Source organism: Trichocoleus sp. DQ-U1, from assembly GCF_039961925.1.
Taxonomy (GTDB): Bacteria; Cyanobacteriota; Cyanobacteriia; order Cyanobacteriales; family FACHB-T130; genus FACHB-T130.
This window is the reverse complement of the sequence record NZ_JAMPKB010000018.1, coordinates 33,093-50,313: the sequence shown is the minus strand read 5'-3', so window position 1 is coordinate 50,313 and position 17,221 is coordinate 33,093. Positions and strand designations below refer to the sequence as shown.

Sequence of the window (17,221 nt, the reverse complement as noted above, 5' to 3'; positions counted from 1 at the left end):
TCAGGAGTGGCTAAATGGGGGTCGATACCAGCTCTTTAAGGCATCCCCCAGCCGAAAGGTTTGACGATTAGCTTTTTGTGTGTTATGTTTGCCTATTCAATTGGGTAGGCGATCTTTACAACTTTTGCAGGATGTGTTCCACTAATTGACCTAGCTACTCTCATTGTAAGAGCTGGCAATCTCCCGCTAAGGTCAACCCCTGCTACAGAATTGTTGCTTGTTTACGGAGTCACCACTCACTCATGCCCACTGCCAACACCCTAAAAAAGACGACTAAACAACCCACGTTTACGGCTGATATGGTTCGCACCTATCTGCATGAGATTGGGCGCGTGCCCCTGCTGACCCACGAACAAGAGATTGTCTTCGGCAAGCAGGTGCAGCAAATGATGGCGCTGCTGGAGGCGAAGGAGACCTTGGCTGAGACATTGCAGCGAGAACCAACTCATCAAGAGTGGGCAGACCATGTTAGCTTGAGTGAACCCGAACTTGACCGGATAATCAAACTGGGAACGCGGGCAAAGCGCAAGATGATAGAAGCTAACTTGCGTCTAGTGGTCGCGATCGCGAAGAAGTACCAGAAGCGTAACATGGAATTCCTGGATTTGATTCAGGAAGGTACTCTCGGCTTGGAACGCGGCGTCGAGAAATTTGACCCGATGCGCGGTTACAAGTTTTCGACCTACGCCTACTGGTGGATTCGCCAAGCGATTACTCGCGCGATCGCTCAACAAGCCCGTGCGATTCGTTTGCCCATCCACATCACCGAAAAGCTTAATAAAATTAAGCGGGTGCAACGGGAACTAGCTCAGACGCTTGGTCGCAGTGCTACCCCCGGTGAAATCGCTAAGGCGCTGGACTTAGAACCCGCGTTGATCCGCGAGTACTTGAATATCGCCCGTCAACCAATTTCTCTGGATGTGCGCGTTGGCGATAACCAGGATACCGAACTGCAAGACCTTCTGGAAGACGAAGGGCCAACCCCTGACCATTATATGACTCAGGAGTCGCTGCGGCAAGACCTGGACGATCTTCTGGCAGAACTAACCCCACAGCAGCGGGAAGTGCTAACTCTGCGCTTTGGCTTGGAAGATGGTAACGAGCTATCTCTAGCAAAAGTCGGCGAACGCCTAAGCCTCAGCCGCGAACGGGTACGCCAGCTAGAACACCAAGCCCTCGCCCATCTACGCAAGGGTAAGGCGAATGTCCGCGAGTATATCGCTGCTAGTTAATTGTAGAGGCGGGATTGACCCGCTATGCTCCTGCCTCCCAGATCATCCTATAGCGATCGCTCCTAAAACCCGTCCTTACAGCTAAGTAAGGGCGGGTTTTTCAGTCATTTCAATCCCCGCTTTTAGCTGTGTCTACCTGTTGAAGTTTTTTGTAGACATCTAAAATCTGTTACTGCTCTTTTTTTATATTTTTGTAAAGTTTCGTAAAGCCGTTCGGGAACTCGAACGGGTGCCAGTGAAGTCATCCACAGTTAAGGAACAAGTACTACAGACAAGCCCACACTGACCCGATTTGGGAAAGCTCATAAAACGGGTGAATAAAGTGAGTATAAATACGCATTTTGATTTTAGAAGGCAATTTAATAACCGGGAATCAAAGATGAATGCGTTGCTTGTCTTAACAAAAAAAACTCCTTTCGGATGACCTACGGTTCATTCAAATGGGTGAAGCTTTACACCTAAGGAATTAGGTACTTTGTAATTAGATGCTTGAGGGTGTCTGCTCGTAATTGCTAGGGGGGAAAAAACGGTGCTTAACAAGTTTTATCAGCAATTTATGTCTCGGCTTCCGCTTGAAGTACCTGCCCTAGGATTACTTCTAACGATGAGCTTCGCAACCAGCACAGTTGCATTGCAAGCACCAACATCCTTCAGTAAGACGGGAATCGTTGGCACAAATTCCGTTTCCCTTGCACAAATGCCAGCATCAAACACTTCAGTGGCTGACGGTATTTATTTGTATGGTAGCTCCCAAAAGACAGAAGAGATTGGTCAAGAATATATAGTATTTGAGGCGCGTCAGGGAAAGGTAAGGGGTGCATTTTATATGCCTTCCTCAGAATATAGTTGTTTTTCCGGCAAGGTTGGGGCACAGCAAATCAATCTAACCGTTCAAGATCCCTACGACAGTACAACATATTCTCACTCAATTGCCCTCAGCGAAGCCCCCCCAGTCGCCTCTGCCGATAGTCGGTTGCCCATTGAAGATAGTTTACGGCTCCAGGGCTATCACCCAATTAACAAAATTAGCGCTAACGACCAGCAAATCTTGAACGCTTGTAAAGTTAACTTCTAACTAGAAGTAAGCTTTGGCTGTGCAAATCAAGGTAGTTGTCAGTAGTTTGTTGCTACTAACCCATGACTAATCACCAGAAAAACAATTAGCTCCTCCAAAAACCCGTTTTCTTGAAGAAAACGGGTTTCTTTATTTTTTGAACTTCAAAACTCGATTCCTGGCTGCGCTTTGACGCCCTGTTCCCGGAACGGATGCTTAACGAGGGTCATTTCCGTTACCAAGTCGGCTCGTTCAATTAGGGCTGCTGGGGCACCTCTGCCGGTGAGAATAACGTGAGAATCCGCAGGCTTTTCCTCCAACCCAGCTAGCACTTCCTCAACGCTCAAATAGCCGAGTTTTAAAGCTACGTTGATTTCATCCAACAGCACTAGCTTAAATTCAGGATTGCGGATAAAGCTGAGTCCAGTTTCCCAAGCCTGATGCGCTTTCTGGATATCTCGCTGTTGGTCTTGAGTTTCCCAAGTGAAGCCTTCTCCCATCGCGTGGAACTCTAGCTGACCTTCCCAGCGACCGAGGACAGCTTTCTCAGCGGGTTCCCAGGCTCCTTTAATGAATTGTACGATCCCGACTCGATAGCCGTGACCAAGCGATCGCATTACCATTCCCAAAGCAGCAGTGGTTTTTCCCTTGCCATTGCCTGTATTAACAATAATTAAGCCTTTCTCCTGAGATGCCTTTGCCACCCGCTGCTCTTGAACTTCCTTGCGCCGCTGCATCTTGCGCTGGTATTGTTCTGGAGTTAGTGATGATGTTTCTGTCTCCAGTAAGTCAGCAGATTCTAAATTTTTATTTAAATCAGTCGGGGTAGGAGTTGTCATCAAGTCTGCCTAGAAAAAACTTTCACACCTATTAAAATAGCCCCAAAGGGATATGCATCAGGATAAGCCATCGGCAATTCCTTCTAATTGCAGGGAAGCGCTCCCAGTCATCACTTCAAGACAGAGGGCATAACCCCCCTTCCATTTTGCCTATAGATTCAGCAACACTGATTTCAGTATAAATTTACTTACCTTCTTTTAAGATTTATGTCTTTAACCTTATCAATCTCTTCTGAACAAGGTGCAGAGCAACTTAATCTGAATTTGGAGTCTACATTGCAGGGATTAACCCTGTCTGAGGCTTGCATTGAATACAACCACACAGCCGCAGAGGTTCTCAGGCTTTTCGAGGAAAAACCGCTACTACCGGGTTTAATCCTCATGGATAAAAACCAACTAGTCGGGATGATCAGTCGCAGGCGTTTTTTTGAATATCTGAGCCGTCGTTACAGCTTGGAGTTACTGTCGAAACGAAGTTTGCGATCGCTCTATCAATTCAACCATACCGAAATTCTAGTTTTTCCCAGTTATACTTCCATTACCGCAGCGGTGCGGGAGTCTTTGAAGCGAGCGCCTGAATTGATCTATGAACCGATCATCGTACAAACAGCACCCGGAATTTATAAATTGTTAGACGTGCATCAACTTCTGCTGGCTCAGTCAGAGGTGCATGAAATTACAATGGCAGCATATAAGCAAATGGGATTGGCGCTGCAACAGGCAAAAAACCAACTTTTAGCCGTCTTAGATGCCGTGCCTGGATTTGTCTCCTGGATTAGCTCGGATTTACAATACCTGGGCGTCAACCAGCATTTAGCTGCATCCTTTAACTTGTCTTCAGAGGAATTTGTCGGTCAGGAACTTAGCTGTTTTGACAGTAGCCCCAACTTTAGTGAATTTGTGGAGCAATTCTTTGCTTCCCCGACGAAAACAACCTCTCAGGAAGTGACCGCAGAAGTTGACGGCAATATCAAAAATTATCTTATGGTGGCGCAGAAATACAACCAAGATCAAGCGGCTGTCACAGTAGGAATTGATATTACCAAACGAAAGCAATTAGAAGAAGAACTGCGAGCATCGCTTGAGCGAGAAAAAGAACTCGGCGACCTAAAATCCCGCTTTATCTCCATGACTTCCCACGAATTCCGCACTCCCCTGAGTACGATCCTCTCTTCTGCCGAATTATTGGAACATTACAGTAACAATTGGTCTGAAGAGAAAAAACTCATCCACCTGCATCGCATTCAAATCGCTGTTAAGCACATGATTGGACTGCTTGATGATGTATTAATCATTGGTAAAGCCGAAGCCGGACAGTCGGACTTCAAACCTGAACCGCTGCATCTGGAAGAATTTTGTATTGAATTAGTGAAAGAATTGCAACTGAATGAGGGCAATTCCCGTGCAATTAACTTGATTAATCATTGCAAATATACCTCCTTTAGTCTAGATGAAAAATTGCTGCGACATATTCTTAGCAATCTCCTTTCAAACGCGATAAAATATTCGCCTGAAGGGAGTCCAGTCAGATTTGAAATTACCCAACAAAAAGATGCAATCGTCTTCCAAATTGAAGACAAAGGAATTGGGATTCCTCTGCAAGAGCGTCAGTGCTTATTTGAAGCATTTCATCGATCCGCGAATGTCGGCAACATCCCTGGAACTGGTTTAGGATTAGCAATCGTTAAGAAGTGTGTGGATCTTCACGGGGGTGAGATTACCGTTAAGAGTAAAGTGGGTGTGGGCACTAAATTTAAAGTAAGACTACCCCTGAAGAGTGCTGTAGAGGCAAGGTCTACCCGCCCGTGCTAAGGTAAGCTTTCTTGCAAGATAAAGTCTAAAGTCTTTATTTAAAAGGAAAGTTTGGGTGTATAGAAGAAAGTGCCCCGAACATACTCAAACCTTATTAAAGCTGCTCGGTTGTTGTGCATTGAATTTGGACAATCCTAGCGAACATCTTGTTTGCAGTCCTGGGAGCTGACATTTTTAATTTTTAATTGCTTACCTGCTAGGCGATCGCTGATATGGCAAAGATTCTGGTAATTGAAGATGAAATATCTATCAGAGAGAACATTCTGGAGTTGTTAGAAGCAGAGGGATTTGACGCTATTGCAGCCGAAAATGGTCAAATAGGGTTGCAGTTAGCTCAAGCAGAAATCCCCGATTTAATTCTCTCCGATGCGCTAATGCCGGAACTCGACGGTTATGGCGTTCTGAAGGCACTTCGCTCTAACCCTGTCACGGCAACGATTCCCTTTATCTTTCTCACTGCCAAAGCAGCAAAAACAGATTGGCGTCAAGGGATGGAATTGGGTGCAGACGACTACCTCACCAAGCCATTTACGAGAGCGGAATTACTGGGAGCGATCGCAGCGAGGATGGAAAAACAGGCGGCGATTGAGCGACATTCGCAAAAAAAACTCGATGATTTACGCAGCAATATCTCTTTCTCCCTCCCTCACGAACTCCATACTCCCCTCAATGGCATTTTGTGTTGTTCGCAAATGTTAATTGATGAAGCCGACTCCCTAGAACCGCAAGAAATTCTAGAAATGGCAGTCGATATTCGTACCTCTGCGGAACGTTTATCTAAGTTAGTCCAGAATTTTTTACTCTTCGCTCAATTAGAGCTAATCGGAACCGATCCGCTTCAGATAGCGGATCTTAGACAAAACAGCCGAACTGATTCAGCGAAGAGCGCGATCGCAGAAGCGGCGATTAAAAAAGCCAAGCAAGTTTGCCGGGAAATGGATTTGGAATTAGACCTCCAAGAAGCTGCCGTCTTAATTTCAGAGCCAAAATTGCGAAAAATTGTGGAAGAACTAATCGATAATGCCTGTAAATTTTCGTCTCCCAACACCGCAATTCGCGTTGCCACTCGATGTAAAAATAGCACTTTTGTACTGTCCGTGAGCAACTTCGGACAGGGGATGACACCAGAGCAAATTGCGACAATTGGAGCCTATATGCGATTTGAGCGCAAACTCGCTTCACAGCAAGGCTCTGGTTTGGGCTTGCTCATTGCTAAACGCCTAGCCGAACTACACGCTGGCGAATTATCAATTGAGAGTATTCCCACTCAAAAAACCATTGTGCGTGTTGCCCTGCCTATGTGAACGAATTTAAAACTATGTGCAATTTGTAGCACAACTATTATCTGTAAATAGATATAAATAAACTGCTAAATTAAATCTCTCCCCTTGCTGAGGAAAAATCAAAGTTTTGATTTTACATCTCTAATTGAGCGCCGATCGCTAATCGCCCATAACTATTAACAATTAGCTACGAGCGATTAGCCATTAGCGATTATCTGGTCTTAATTCAACCACGGAAACTGGCTGGAAGTAGCATCGGGTTCTTCAACTAAATGAGCCATATCGCCCTGGTAGTTCTCGTTAATGAAAACCGCTTTACTCTTCAAATGTTCGGGTACATAGCGGAGGTTGACAGGGATACCATGCGCCAGCAGAAATTCTGCCAGATGATCGGGATGAATGTACAAACCTTCTGCATGAAGCCGTTGCAACATTTCCTCAAAATTAGACCAATGATTATGGTGCTGACTCTGAGATGCTGATTGAACTCTAACTGGATTGCGAGAGGAAAGATTGCTTGCCATCTTGTCATATTGACTGGACTGAGACAAAATCCTTCTCTGGATTAAAGCCATGAGAATGACCTTTTTCCAGTTTACAAAAATTTGAGATTTATCGAATTGTGGCGAGCGCTTTTGCGATCCCCGCAGGGAGCTTTGCAACACCCCTATGATGGCAATTATGACTCAGCCGGTCTTGGCCAGTTTTTTGTGCTAAGGAAAAAAATCCCATGATTTTAGGCAAAATTGCAATCGTTCAAGGCGATATAACTCAGCAAAAGGTAGATGGGATCGTCAACGCAGCGAATACCTCCTTACTCGGTGGTGGCGGCGTCGATGGGGCGATTCACCGCGCCGCTGGACCAGAATTGTTGTCAGAATGTCGCCAGTTGAAGGGCTGTGCCACTGGTGAAGCAAAGATTACAAAAGGTTACAATCTCCCCGCCAAGTGGGTAATTCACACAGTTGGCCCAATTTGGCGAGGGGGCGATCGCCAGGAAGATGAGCTGCTAGCTAGATGTTATCGCAATTCTCTGGCTTTGGCGGAGCAATACGAGATACGCAGCATTGCTTTCCCAGCTATTAGCACGGGTGTCTATGGGTTCCCGATAGAACGCGCCACTAGAATTGCTGTAACTGAAGTGAAGAAGTTTTTGGAGCGCACTACCTCGATAGAGCAGGCGATTTTCGTTTGCTTTGGGGATACTGCCTATAATTCTTACTCGGCTGCGATAAAAGAAATTATTTAAGACAAGGTAGCGCTCGCCTGAAAAAATCCTAAGTGCTGTAAGGGCAAAAAGACCCCACCGATACTGAGTAGAATTCAATCAGATAAAGGATGGCGCGATCGCGATCGCTGCTTACCCGACAAAATTATCTGCGTGAGGATGCAACGAGTGCGATCGCTCTCGCTCTCATTTATCTTTTCCCCACACTTATATTTTTCCTGCTCCAGTTGGGTTTCTGACTCGCTTTTGCTGGTTATAGTTGACAATGCGGTTCATTCTTTTAAAAGTAAAAAATGTCACAACTGCCCGGTAACAAAATCGCACCCGCCCCCATGCCGACAGCAATTAATGTTGTCGATCTAATTGATGGTTACTTCAGCGCCTACAACTCAGCGCGTCTGCGGGAAATGTGTCACTTGCTCAGCCGAGAGGTCATGCGTGAGGGCGTCACCGTCGGAGTCAGTCTATCAGGCGCGATGACCCCCGCTGGGATGGGTGTGGGAATTTTGGCTCCCCTGATTCGCCACGGTTTTATTGACTGGATGATCAGCACGGGTGCCAATCTTTACCACGATATGCATTTCGGGCTGGGTTTCGACCTTTACGCAGGGAATCCGTTTGCAGATGATGTGAAACTGCGCGAAGAAGGCACCATTCGCATTTATGACATTATCTTTGGCTACGATGTGCTGCTGGAAACTGATGCCTTCATCCGAAAGATTTTGCAAGCAGAACCGTTCCAAAAGCGGATGGGAACTGCTGAATTTCACTACCTGCTTGGAAAGTATGTTCGGGAAGTGGAAAAGCAGTTAGGAGTGAAAAATTCCTGCTTATTGGCGACAGCTTATGAATGTGGTGTGCCTATTTATACTTCTTCGCCGGGGGATAGTTCGATTGGGATGAACGTAGCAGCATTGTCCCTAGAAGGCTCAAACTTAGTGCTAGATCCAGCCATTGATGTGAATGAGACAGCTGCGATCGCCTACTGCGCTCGTGAAACCGGCAACCCAGACGTAGAAGGCAAAAGCGCCGCCGTGATTATTGGCGGTGGTAGTCCCAAAAACTTCCTGCTGCAAACTCAACCGCAACTTCACGAAGTGTTGGGATTAGAGGAACGAGGTCACGATTACTTCGTACAAGTCACCGATGCGCGCCCTGATACCGGCGGACTCTCTGGTGCAACACCCAGCGAAGCCGTTAGCTGGGGCAAGATTGACCCCGAAGAGTTACCTAGCACCATTGTCTGTTACACCGACAGCACAATTGCCCTGCCTCTCATCGCCGCCTACGTGATGAACCAATGTCAGCCCCGCCCCCTGAAGCGCTTGTACGATCGTCGAGAAGAGATGTTCTCAAAATTGCGGACGGACTATCAAGCAGCAAAAACCCAGCCTTCCGATGAAATTCCTGCCGCTGTTGTCGAAAATGCTTCTGAACAACCTGTAGCAACTTATCCCTGCGGCAGGCTAATTCCTAATACCCAATAGCAGGCTGCTTTTGGATCAAATCCCCCAAGTTGCATCAACCTGGGGGATTTTTTATTCCGTTTTATGCTCAATAAACTATCTTAATTTTTACTCAACTAAGACTCAATTTACTATTATCAAAGCGAAATCAAATTGTTTGCTCGTATCTTAATAAAAATTATTAAAATAGGGGGGTTTCGTAAATTTACGGAACGCCTAAAATTCTAAAAATATTTCAGTGAAATTACTGAGACTTGTTATTTCTATATAGTGCTATTAATTAAATTAATAGGCTTTTTTATCAGAAATATTTATAAATGTAAACTCTGGTTTTCGCTAAAGTCAAGCGAACTTTGCAAGAAGGAATCAAGAATTATGACCGCCCAACCTATGACGATTACTGCTTTTGCTAGCAAGCTGACTACTTTGAAGGAAGCTCGCTTTAGTGGGCGGCTGTTCCTGAAAGGTACTTTGGGGCGAGAGTGGATTCTTTACTTCTACCTGGGTCGGATTTTGTACGCAACTGGAGGAACTCATCCGGTTAGAAGGTGGCAAAGACATTTAGGAATAAATTGTTCTAATGTTAGTCCGAATCAACTTAGTTTACAAACTGATATTTCTGAAACTTCTTCCGATCTTAGCAAAAACTGTCGAGAATATTATTTGTTATGTTTATGGCTGAAGCAGCAAAAAATTACCCGCGAACAAGTTGTAAAAATAATTCAAGGCATTGTTCTTGAATTATTGTTTGACATTACTCAAGAAGTACCAAAAGCATTACAAATCAAGCAAGAAAATGCCTTAGCCCCCCAGTTGTTATTGATTGATGCCGAACAAGCGATCGCGAAAACTCAAGAAATTTGGCAAGCCTGGAAAATCGCTAAAATTTCTGATGTGCTTCCCAATCGAGCGCCATCGATCAAGCAACCAGAACAACTCCAACAAAAAACCTCGCCTACCGTTTATAAATCTCTGACATTGTTATTAGATGGGCAAAGAACCTTACGAGATATTGCGGTTCAAACTAAGCGCAATGTTGCGGAAGTAACCCGATCTCTATTGCCTTACCTTGAAACTGGATTAGTAGAGTTAAATGATATTCCTGATTTAGCAAATCCGGTTTCCCCGACTTCTTCAGAATTACCTGCTAAGAATCTTCCGACTTCTTCAGGCAAAACACCCGCTCAAGCGGCAACTCGAAAACCACTCATTGCTTGTGTGGATGATAGCCCGTTGGTTTGCAAAAATATGGAAAAGATTCTTACGTCAGCCGGGTATCAATTTTTGGCAGTACCAGATTCGATGCGAGCGATCGCTACTTTATTAAACCGCAAACCTCATATCATCTTTTTAGACTTGGTAATGCCCAATACGAACGGCTATGAAATTTGTACCCAATTGCGTAAAGTTTCTGCTTTCCGAGATACCCCAATTATTATTTTGACAGGAAATGACGGTATCATTGACCGAGTCCGAGCTAAGGTTGTCGGAGCTTCAGATTTCATGGGGAAACCAGTCGATGCAGAAAAGGTGCTAGCGATAACCAACAAGTACCTCAAGCACCTCAAAAACAGTTCCCTCGTGGTCAGTTGATTTTTGTTTTTCCTAGGAGCCTTAATACAATGCATACTGCTTTAATCGTTGAAGATACCCTAACTGAAAGGGAAACTTTTGCTAGCTGCTTGCGACGAGGTGGATTAAATGTTTTAACAGCCAATACTGGAGAAGAAGCCTTAGAAAAAATCAGTAGCCATAAACCTGATGTGATCATTTTAGACGTTGTATTGCCCGGTCGTAGCGGCTTTGAACTCTGCCGCGAACTCAAAGCAGATGCAGAAACCAGCAAAATTCCAGTCGTGATGTGTTCCACCAAAAGCACTGATATGGATAAATTTTGGGGTATGAAACAAGGAGCAGATGCCTACATTCCAAAACCAGTCGATCAAGAGGAACTACTGCGTACTGTTAATCAATTAATTAAAGGTTAGGAAAAATCTTCGTCAGCACCGTCAAGAGACAAGCAATGGAATCTGAATTTTTGTCTGGAAACAAAGCTTTAATTCAACAATTTGAAATCCCAACCGCAGAACATAAAGCAGTCGTGGGAGAGCAATTTTTGCGGTTTCATCTTTTTCCTGACATTACCGCACTATTCCCCATGCACCAAATGACAGAGGTGCTGACAATTCCAGTTAGTCAGATTGTCCCCATTCCTCATATGCCAGCTTGGGTGATGGGAGTTTATAACTGGCGCGGTGAGATTTTATGGATTGCGGATCTCGGTCATTTGGTAGGGCTGACTCCCTTATACTTACAGGCAATTAACCGATCAACCTACACAGTCATTGTGATTCATGGGGAACAGCAAATCCTTGGTAAACAGCGAACTGGTAGCCAAATCACAGGAAAAAAGATGCTGGGATTGGTAGTGAATCGAGTCGAAGACATCGAAAGCTGCGATCCAGATTTAATTCAATCTCCTCCACAATCATCTGTCACCCCGGAATTGGTGCCATTTTTACGGGGATATTGGCTGAAATCAAATGGTGAAATACTGGTGGTTCTAGAGGGAGAATCCATCATGGCTGGAATGCCTAAGCCAGAAGTTTGAATGGCTGTTTGAATATCCAGATGTCTTTCTTTGGGTCTGGAATTTCAATTTTTTAACCTCTATCTGTATCCCTTAATCAACTCAACTCGCCACACTCATCTACCTTTAGCAAAGTTTAAACTATGAAGACGCCTTCCGATCCTCAATCAGATACAACAAAAGCCAATATTAAGCGTCGTCTCCGGGGTCGCAAGACAGGTGTTAGCCATCAACCCCCTCCTCTTAAGCTCATTCCGAACCAACAAGATTTAAACGGCTCTCAAAATCTTGAGCAAAAGGTAGAGAACAAGGGAAAAGAGCAGCTAGAGCAAACAGAGCAAGACCAGCTTAACCCGCCGTCTCCACAACTGAATCTATCTAAAAGTCCCACGCTCCGCAGCCAATTGTTGAGGACAATCTTACCTGTGGTACTAGCACCGCTAGCGATCGCAGGTATCGTGAGCTGGGGGATGACGAATTATCAAGCATCTGGGCGCACCGAGACGAAATTATGGAATGACGCGCTGCTATCCTCCAACTTGGCTGGCGTAAAGGTCAAGGATGCTTTGATTTCGTCGTCTTTGACAGAAAATTCCTTAACTATTGATGTTGCGCGTGCTGCTAACTTTGACGAACTAGCGGTGCCGTTGGAGCATGTGGGACTGAGTAACACTGAAAAAATTCAGATTTTGGCTCCGGCAAGCAAAGCCGTTATTAGTACCATTACATCTAACGGAGCGATCGCGCAGAAAGAAGTGTTGGGTGGCGATGCGGTTTTACAAACAGCCACCGCTCTGTTAGCCGAACTAGAAGTACAAAAGGCTAATTTTGGGGAAAACGCTCCCCTTGGGAAAAAACCAAGCTACGTTGCCACTACAGGTCAACTCCAGGGACTTACCATTGTCCCTTACGTTCGCCAAGAGGGACAATTAGTTCTGAGTACTTCATTCGATCGGGACGGCAGAAAGTATAGCCTTGCCGCAGTTCCTGGCATCGATTTGGTCAGTGTCACCTCAATTGAACTTTCGGAAATTGCTGCGGCTGGAAATGAGCATGGACTAATTTTTGTCCTAATTTTTCTTTCCTTGGGAGCCGTAGGTGCAGGCATTGTGGTGAGTTTAGCACGTCGCTGGTCTGCTCCTTTGAAAGAATTGACGGGTACATCAGAGCAGGTTGCTGCTGGAAATTTGGATGCCTACGTTGAACCTCGCGGGACTACTGAAACCCAAACTCTAGCTGTCAGCTTCAATAACTTGGTGGCACGAGTTAAAGACTTATTAAGCAAGCAAGAAGTTGAAGGCAAGCGATTACAACTGTGTGCCGATATTGCTACCAGTGCCAGAGAATCTCTTGATATTCACGAAGTATTCAAGAAAGCAGTTCAAGGCACGCAACAAATCCTGAATGCAGAACGAGTATTCATCTATCGCTTCAATCCTGACTGGAGTGGCTATGTTGTTGCCGAAGCGGTAGCGCCCGGATTGCCGACCTGCATGAAAATCAAGGTAGCTGATACCTACTTCACCTCTTCCAAGGTGGGAGTAGAACTCTATCGGAAGGGCCGCGTTTTTGTCATTGATGACATCTACAAAGCCAATCTCACCCCTTGCCACATTGAATTATATGAGCGATTAAAAATCAAAGCCAATGTAATTACCCCGCTGATTAGCGGAGACAAACTACTCGGCTTGATGTGTACGCAGCAGTGTTCTAATCCTCGGACTTGGCAGCAGTCTGAAGTCGATTTCTGTACCCAGGTGTCCACTCAATTAGGGCTAGCCATAGATCGGATTGGCTATTTGCAAAAGCGGGAAGTTGAAGCTAAACAACAAGAAGTTGAAGCCAAGCGATTACAGTTGTGTGCCGATATTGCCACCAGCGCTAGAGAATCGTTAGATGTCAAAGAAATTTTCGAGAAAGCCGTTCAAGGAACTCAACAAATCCTCAAAGCAGAACGGGTGTTTTTGTATCGCTTCAATCCAGACTGGAGTGGAGATATCGTCGCGGAATCTATTGCTCCAGGTTGGCCTTCCTGCTTAAAAATGACCGTCACGGATACCTACTTCACCGACTCTCCCGCAGGGGTAGAACGATACCGCAATGGTCGCGTGTTTGTCATCAATGACATCTACAAAGCCAATCTTACGGGTTGCCACATTGAGTTGTATGAGCGATTAAAAATCAAAGCCAATGTGATTACCCCGATTGTCAGCGGTGATAAACTATTAGGTTTGCTGTGTACGCAGCAGTGTTCAAATTCTCGGAATTGGCAGCAGTATGAAGTCGATTTTTGCTCCCAGTTGTCTACTCAAGTCGGCTTAGCTCTAGACCGAATCAGTTTCTTAGAACAGAAGGAAGCTGAAGCAAAACAGCAAGAAGTTGAAGCTAAGCGCATTCAGTTGTGTGCTGATATTGCCACCAGCGCTCGTGAATCTCTCGATGTCAAGGAAGTATTTGAAAAAGCCGTTGTTGGCGCTCAACAAATCCTGAATGCGGAACGGGTGTTTTTATATCGCTTCAACCCAGATTGGAGTGGGGATGTAGTTGCTGAATCAGTAATGCCGGGTTGGCCTTCCTGTCTAAAAATGACTGTTACCGATACTTACTTCACCGACTCGAATGTGGGGGTAGAAAGATATCGCAATGGTCGCGTATTTGTCATTAATGATATTTATCAATCTGGTTTGACTTATTGCCACGTTGAGTTGTATGAGCGATTAAGAATTAGAGCCAATGTGATTACCCCGATTGTCAGCGGTGATAAACTATTAGGCTTGCTGTGTACGCAACAGTGTTCTACTCCTCGGAATTGGCAGCAGTATGAAGTAGACTTTTGCTCGCAGTTATCTACTCAAGTCGGCTTAGCTCTAGACCGAATCAGTTTCTTAGAACAGAAAGAAACTGAAGCAAAACAGCAAGAAGTTGAAGCCAAGCGCATTCAACTGTGTGCCGATATTGCTACTAGCGCTCGTGAGTTGCTAGATGTCAAGGAAGTATTTGAAAAGGCCGTTGTTGGCGCTCAACAAATCCTGAATGCGGAACGGGTGTTTTTGTATCGCTTTAACTCGGATTGGAGTGGAGATGTTGTTGCGGAAGCGGTGACAACCGGCTTACCTTCGTGCCTGAAAATGACCGTGACCGATACTTACTTCACCGACTCGAATGTGGGTGTAGAAAAGTATCGCAAGGGTCGTGTATTTGTCATTAATGACATCTATCAAGCCAATCTTACAGGTTGTCACATTGAGCTGTACGAGCGATTAAAAATCAAAGCCAATGTAATTACCCCGATTGTCAGCGGTGACAAACTATTAGGCTTGATGTGTACGCAGCAGTGTTCTACTCCTCGGACTTGGCAGCAGTATGAAGTAGATTTTTGCTCGCAGTTATCTACTCAAATCGGCTTAGCTTTAGACCGAATCAGTTTCCTCAAACAGAAGGAAGCGGAAGCCAAACAGCGAGAAGTCGAAGCCAATTTGACACAATTGTTTGCAGATATTGCCAACAGCGCTCGTGAATCTCTCGATGTCAAAGAGGTTTTCGAGAAAGCAGTGATTGGCGCTCAACAAATCCTGAATGCGGAACGGGTGTTTTTGTATCGCTTTAACCCGGACTGGAGTGGGAATGTAGTTGCGGAAGCGGTGACGCCCGGATTACCGACCTGCATGAACATGAAAGTAGCAGATACCTATTTCACCGACTCAGAGGCGGGGGTAGAGTTGTACCGCAAAGGTCGCGTGTTTGTTATCGATGACATTTATCAAGCGAATCTCGCCCCTTGTCACGTTGAGTTGTACGAGCGATTAAAAATCAAAGCCAATGTGATCACCCCGATTGTTAGCGGTGACAAACTACTGGGCTTAATGTGTACCCAGCAGTGTTCAACCCCTCGGACTTGGCAGCAGTCTGAAGTCGCTATCTGCACGCAGTTGTCCACTCAAGTTGGTTTGGCGATAGACCGCATCAGCTATCTGGAACAGAAAGAAGCTCAAGCCACGCGATCGCAACTTTTGTCGATGATTACCCTCCGCATTCGGGAATCTCTGAAGCTGGAAGACATTCTGAATACAGCGGTCGAAGAGGTGCGACGCGCGTTTAAAACAGATCGCTTAATCGTCTATCGCTTCGATGCGAACTGGGATGGGACGGTAATTGCAGAATCTGTAGCGACGGGTTGGATGCCCACTCAAGGAGTCAAAGTTGAAGATACCTGCTTGAAAGAGACGCAGGGGGGAAGCTACAACAAAGGGCGCATTCGTGCCATTGAGGATATTTATCAAGCGGGTCTGAACGAGTGTCACATTAAAATGTTGGAGCGCTTTCAAGTCAAAGCCAACTTGGTCGTGCCCATCGTAGTAGATAACGAGCTATTCGGCTTGATGATTGCTCATCAATGTTCGGGGACTCGCATTTGGCAGAAGGGTGAAATCGATTTGTTCACCCAGTTGACAACTCAAGTGGGTATTGCCCTCAACCAAGCGACGCTGCTGGAACAGATTCAAACTTTGCTGGCGGCGCAAGAGGAAGCGACCCGCCAACAATCTGCAAATGCCGAACAGCAAAGGTCAGCCAAGGAAGCCCTGCAAAAACGAGCGCTGGAACTGCTGCTGGAAGTCGATCCTGTCAGTAAAGGAGACCTCACCATTCGGGCGCAGGTGACTGAAGATGAAATCGGCACGATTGCTGACTCCTACAATGCCACGATCGGTAGCTTACGGAAAATTGTTAGCCAGGTGCAAACCGCCGCCAAACAAGTGGCAGCAACCACCAGCAGCAATGAAGTCTCTGTTCAAGAGCTATCGGCAGAAGCTTTACGGCAATCAGAGGAAATTTTAGCTGCTCTGGATCGAATTCAGGAAATGTCCACCTCGATTCGAGCGGTTGCTGCCAATGCCGAACAAGCGGAAGCTGCGGTTCAACAAGCGACGCAGATTGTGAAGGAGGGTGACGCTGCCATGAACCGCACGGTGGACGGGATTCTAGCGATTCGGGAAACTGTTGCAGAAACCTCTAAAAAAGTCAAGCGTTTGGGCGAATCTTCGCAAAAGATTTCCAAAGTGGTGAACCTAATTGGCACCTTTGCCGCTCAAACGAACTTGTTGGCGCTCAATGCTTCAATTGAGGCGGCACGCGCTGGGGAAGAGGGTCGAGGCTTCGCCGTCGTTGCGGATGAAGTGCGATCGCTAGCGCGGCAATCGGCGGCAGCAACGGCGGAAATCGAAAAGCTGGTTGCAGGCATTCAGGCAGAAACCAATGAGGTGGTAGCGGCGATGGAAGCAGGCACCGAGCAGGTCGTTACGGGTACGAAACTGGTGGATGAAACCCGCCAAAGCCTGAACAAAATTACGACTGCCAGCGCCCAGATCAGCGCCTTGGTGGAAGCGATCGCCCAAGCGGCTGTCGTGCAATCCAAAGCTTCCGATGCAGTCACCAAAACCATGACCGACGTGGCAGCAATCGCCACCAAAACCTCAACGGGAGCCACCGATGTATCGGCATCCTTTAAGGAATTGCTAGCGTTGGCGCAAGAACTGCAAGCAAACGTGGGTCGATTTAAAGTTAGCTAATGGGTAATTGGTAATGGGTAATTGGTAATGGGTAATTGGTAATGGGTAATTGGTAATGGGTAATTGGTAATGGGTAATTGGTAATGGGAAGAATCCAGCCAATTATTAATTACTAAACCCCTTTTCCCTAATTATCAATTATCAATTCCC

At 45.8% G+C, this 17,221-nt stretch carries 13 protein-coding genes; 10 read left to right on the top strand and 3 right to left on the bottom strand.

Annotated features, from left to right (window positions below):
- Positions 1–242 precede the first annotated feature (242 nt).
- Entirely contained in the window at positions 243–1,232 is a 990-nt protein-coding gene (locus NDI34_RS10030; RefSeq protein ID WP_348232582.1) for an RNA polymerase sigma factor, RpoD/SigA family, read from the top strand.
- A 556-nt stretch (positions 1,233–1,788) separates the two neighbouring features.
- Entirely contained in the window at positions 1,789–2,307 is a 519-nt protein-coding gene (locus tag NDI34_RS10025; protein ID WP_348232581.1) for a hypothetical protein, read from the top strand.
- 143 nt (positions 2,308–2,450) lie between these two features.
- Here the strand turns inward: NDI34_RS10025 and cobO are convergent, their stop codons facing one another.
- A complete protein-coding gene (gene cobO / locus NDI34_RS10020) occupies positions 2,451–3,125 on the bottom strand; it encodes a cob(I)yrinic acid a,c-diamide adenosyltransferase (RefSeq protein WP_190412975.1) in 675 nt (224 codons plus the stop codon).
- A 207-nt stretch (positions 3,126–3,332) separates the two neighbouring features.
- On the opposite strand from cobO, the gene NDI34_RS10015 reads away from it, so the two are divergent.
- Together NDI34_RS10015 and NDI34_RS10010 are read left to right on the top strand one after the other, a co-directional pair.
- Positions 3,333–4,937: an ATP-binding protein gene (locus tag NDI34_RS10015; RefSeq protein WP_348232580.1), complete on the top strand. Its 1,605-nt coding sequence runs from the start codon at positions 3,333–3,335 to the stop codon at positions 4,935–4,937.
- Between the two features lie 212 nt (positions 4,938–5,149).
- A complete protein-coding gene (locus NDI34_RS10010) occupies positions 5,150–6,241 on the top strand; it encodes a response regulator (RefSeq protein ID WP_190412977.1) in 1,092 nt (363 codons plus the stop codon).
- Positions 6,242–6,441: 200 nt separating this feature from the next.
- On the opposite strand, the gene NDI34_RS10005 is transcribed toward NDI34_RS10010, so the two are convergent.
- Entirely contained in the window at positions 6,442–6,795 is a 354-nt protein-coding gene (locus NDI34_RS10005) for a hypothetical protein (protein WP_190428680.1), read from the bottom strand.
- A gap of 155 nt (positions 6,796–6,950) precedes the next feature.
- Here NDI34_RS10005 and NDI34_RS10000 point away from each other — a divergent pair, with 155 nt between their 5' ends.
- On the top strand, positions 6,951–7,469 hold the full coding sequence (locus NDI34_RS10000) for an O-acetyl-ADP-ribose deacetylase (protein WP_348232579.1): 519 nt from the start codon (positions 6,951–6,953) through the stop codon (positions 7,467–7,469).
- Between the two features lie 74 nt (positions 7,470–7,543).
- On the opposite strand, the gene NDI34_RS09995 is transcribed toward NDI34_RS10000, so the two are convergent.
- Positions 7,544–7,714 carry a hypothetical protein gene (locus tag NDI34_RS09995; RefSeq protein ID WP_348232578.1) on the bottom strand — a complete coding sequence of 57 codons (171 nt, stop codon included), beginning with the start codon at positions 7,712–7,714 and terminating at the stop codon, positions 7,544–7,546.
- 27 nt (positions 7,715–7,741) lie between these two features.
- Here NDI34_RS09995 and speY point away from each other — a divergent pair, with 27 nt between their 5' ends.
- The 5 genes from speY to NDI34_RS09970 all read left to right on the top strand — a co-directional run bounded on the left by speY (position 7,742) and on the right by NDI34_RS09970 (position 17,071).
- On the top strand, positions 7,742–8,935 hold the full coding sequence (gene speY, locus NDI34_RS09990) for a deoxyhypusine synthase (RefSeq protein WP_190412981.1): 1,194 nt from the start codon (positions 7,742–7,744) through the stop codon (positions 8,933–8,935).
- Between the two features lie 354 nt (positions 8,936–9,289).
- Complete coding sequence (locus NDI34_RS09985) at positions 9,290–10,507, top strand: response regulator (protein WP_190683646.1); 1,218 nt, start codon at positions 9,290–9,292, stop codon at positions 10,505–10,507.
- A 29-nt stretch (positions 10,508–10,536) separates the two neighbouring features.
- On the top strand, positions 10,537–10,902 hold the full coding sequence (locus NDI34_RS09980) for a response regulator (RefSeq protein WP_190412983.1): 366 nt from the start codon (positions 10,537–10,539) through the stop codon (positions 10,900–10,902).
- Between the two features lie 35 nt (positions 10,903–10,937).
- Entirely contained in the window at positions 10,938–11,525 is a 588-nt protein-coding gene (locus NDI34_RS09975) for a chemotaxis protein CheW (RefSeq protein ID WP_190437513.1), read from the top strand.
- A 122-nt stretch (positions 11,526–11,647) separates the two neighbouring features.
- Positions 11,648–17,071, top strand: a complete 5,424-nt coding sequence (locus NDI34_RS09970) for a GAF domain-containing protein (protein ID WP_348232577.1) — start codon at positions 11,648–11,650, stop codon at positions 17,069–17,071.
- Positions 17,072–17,221: the final 150 nt, after the last annotated feature.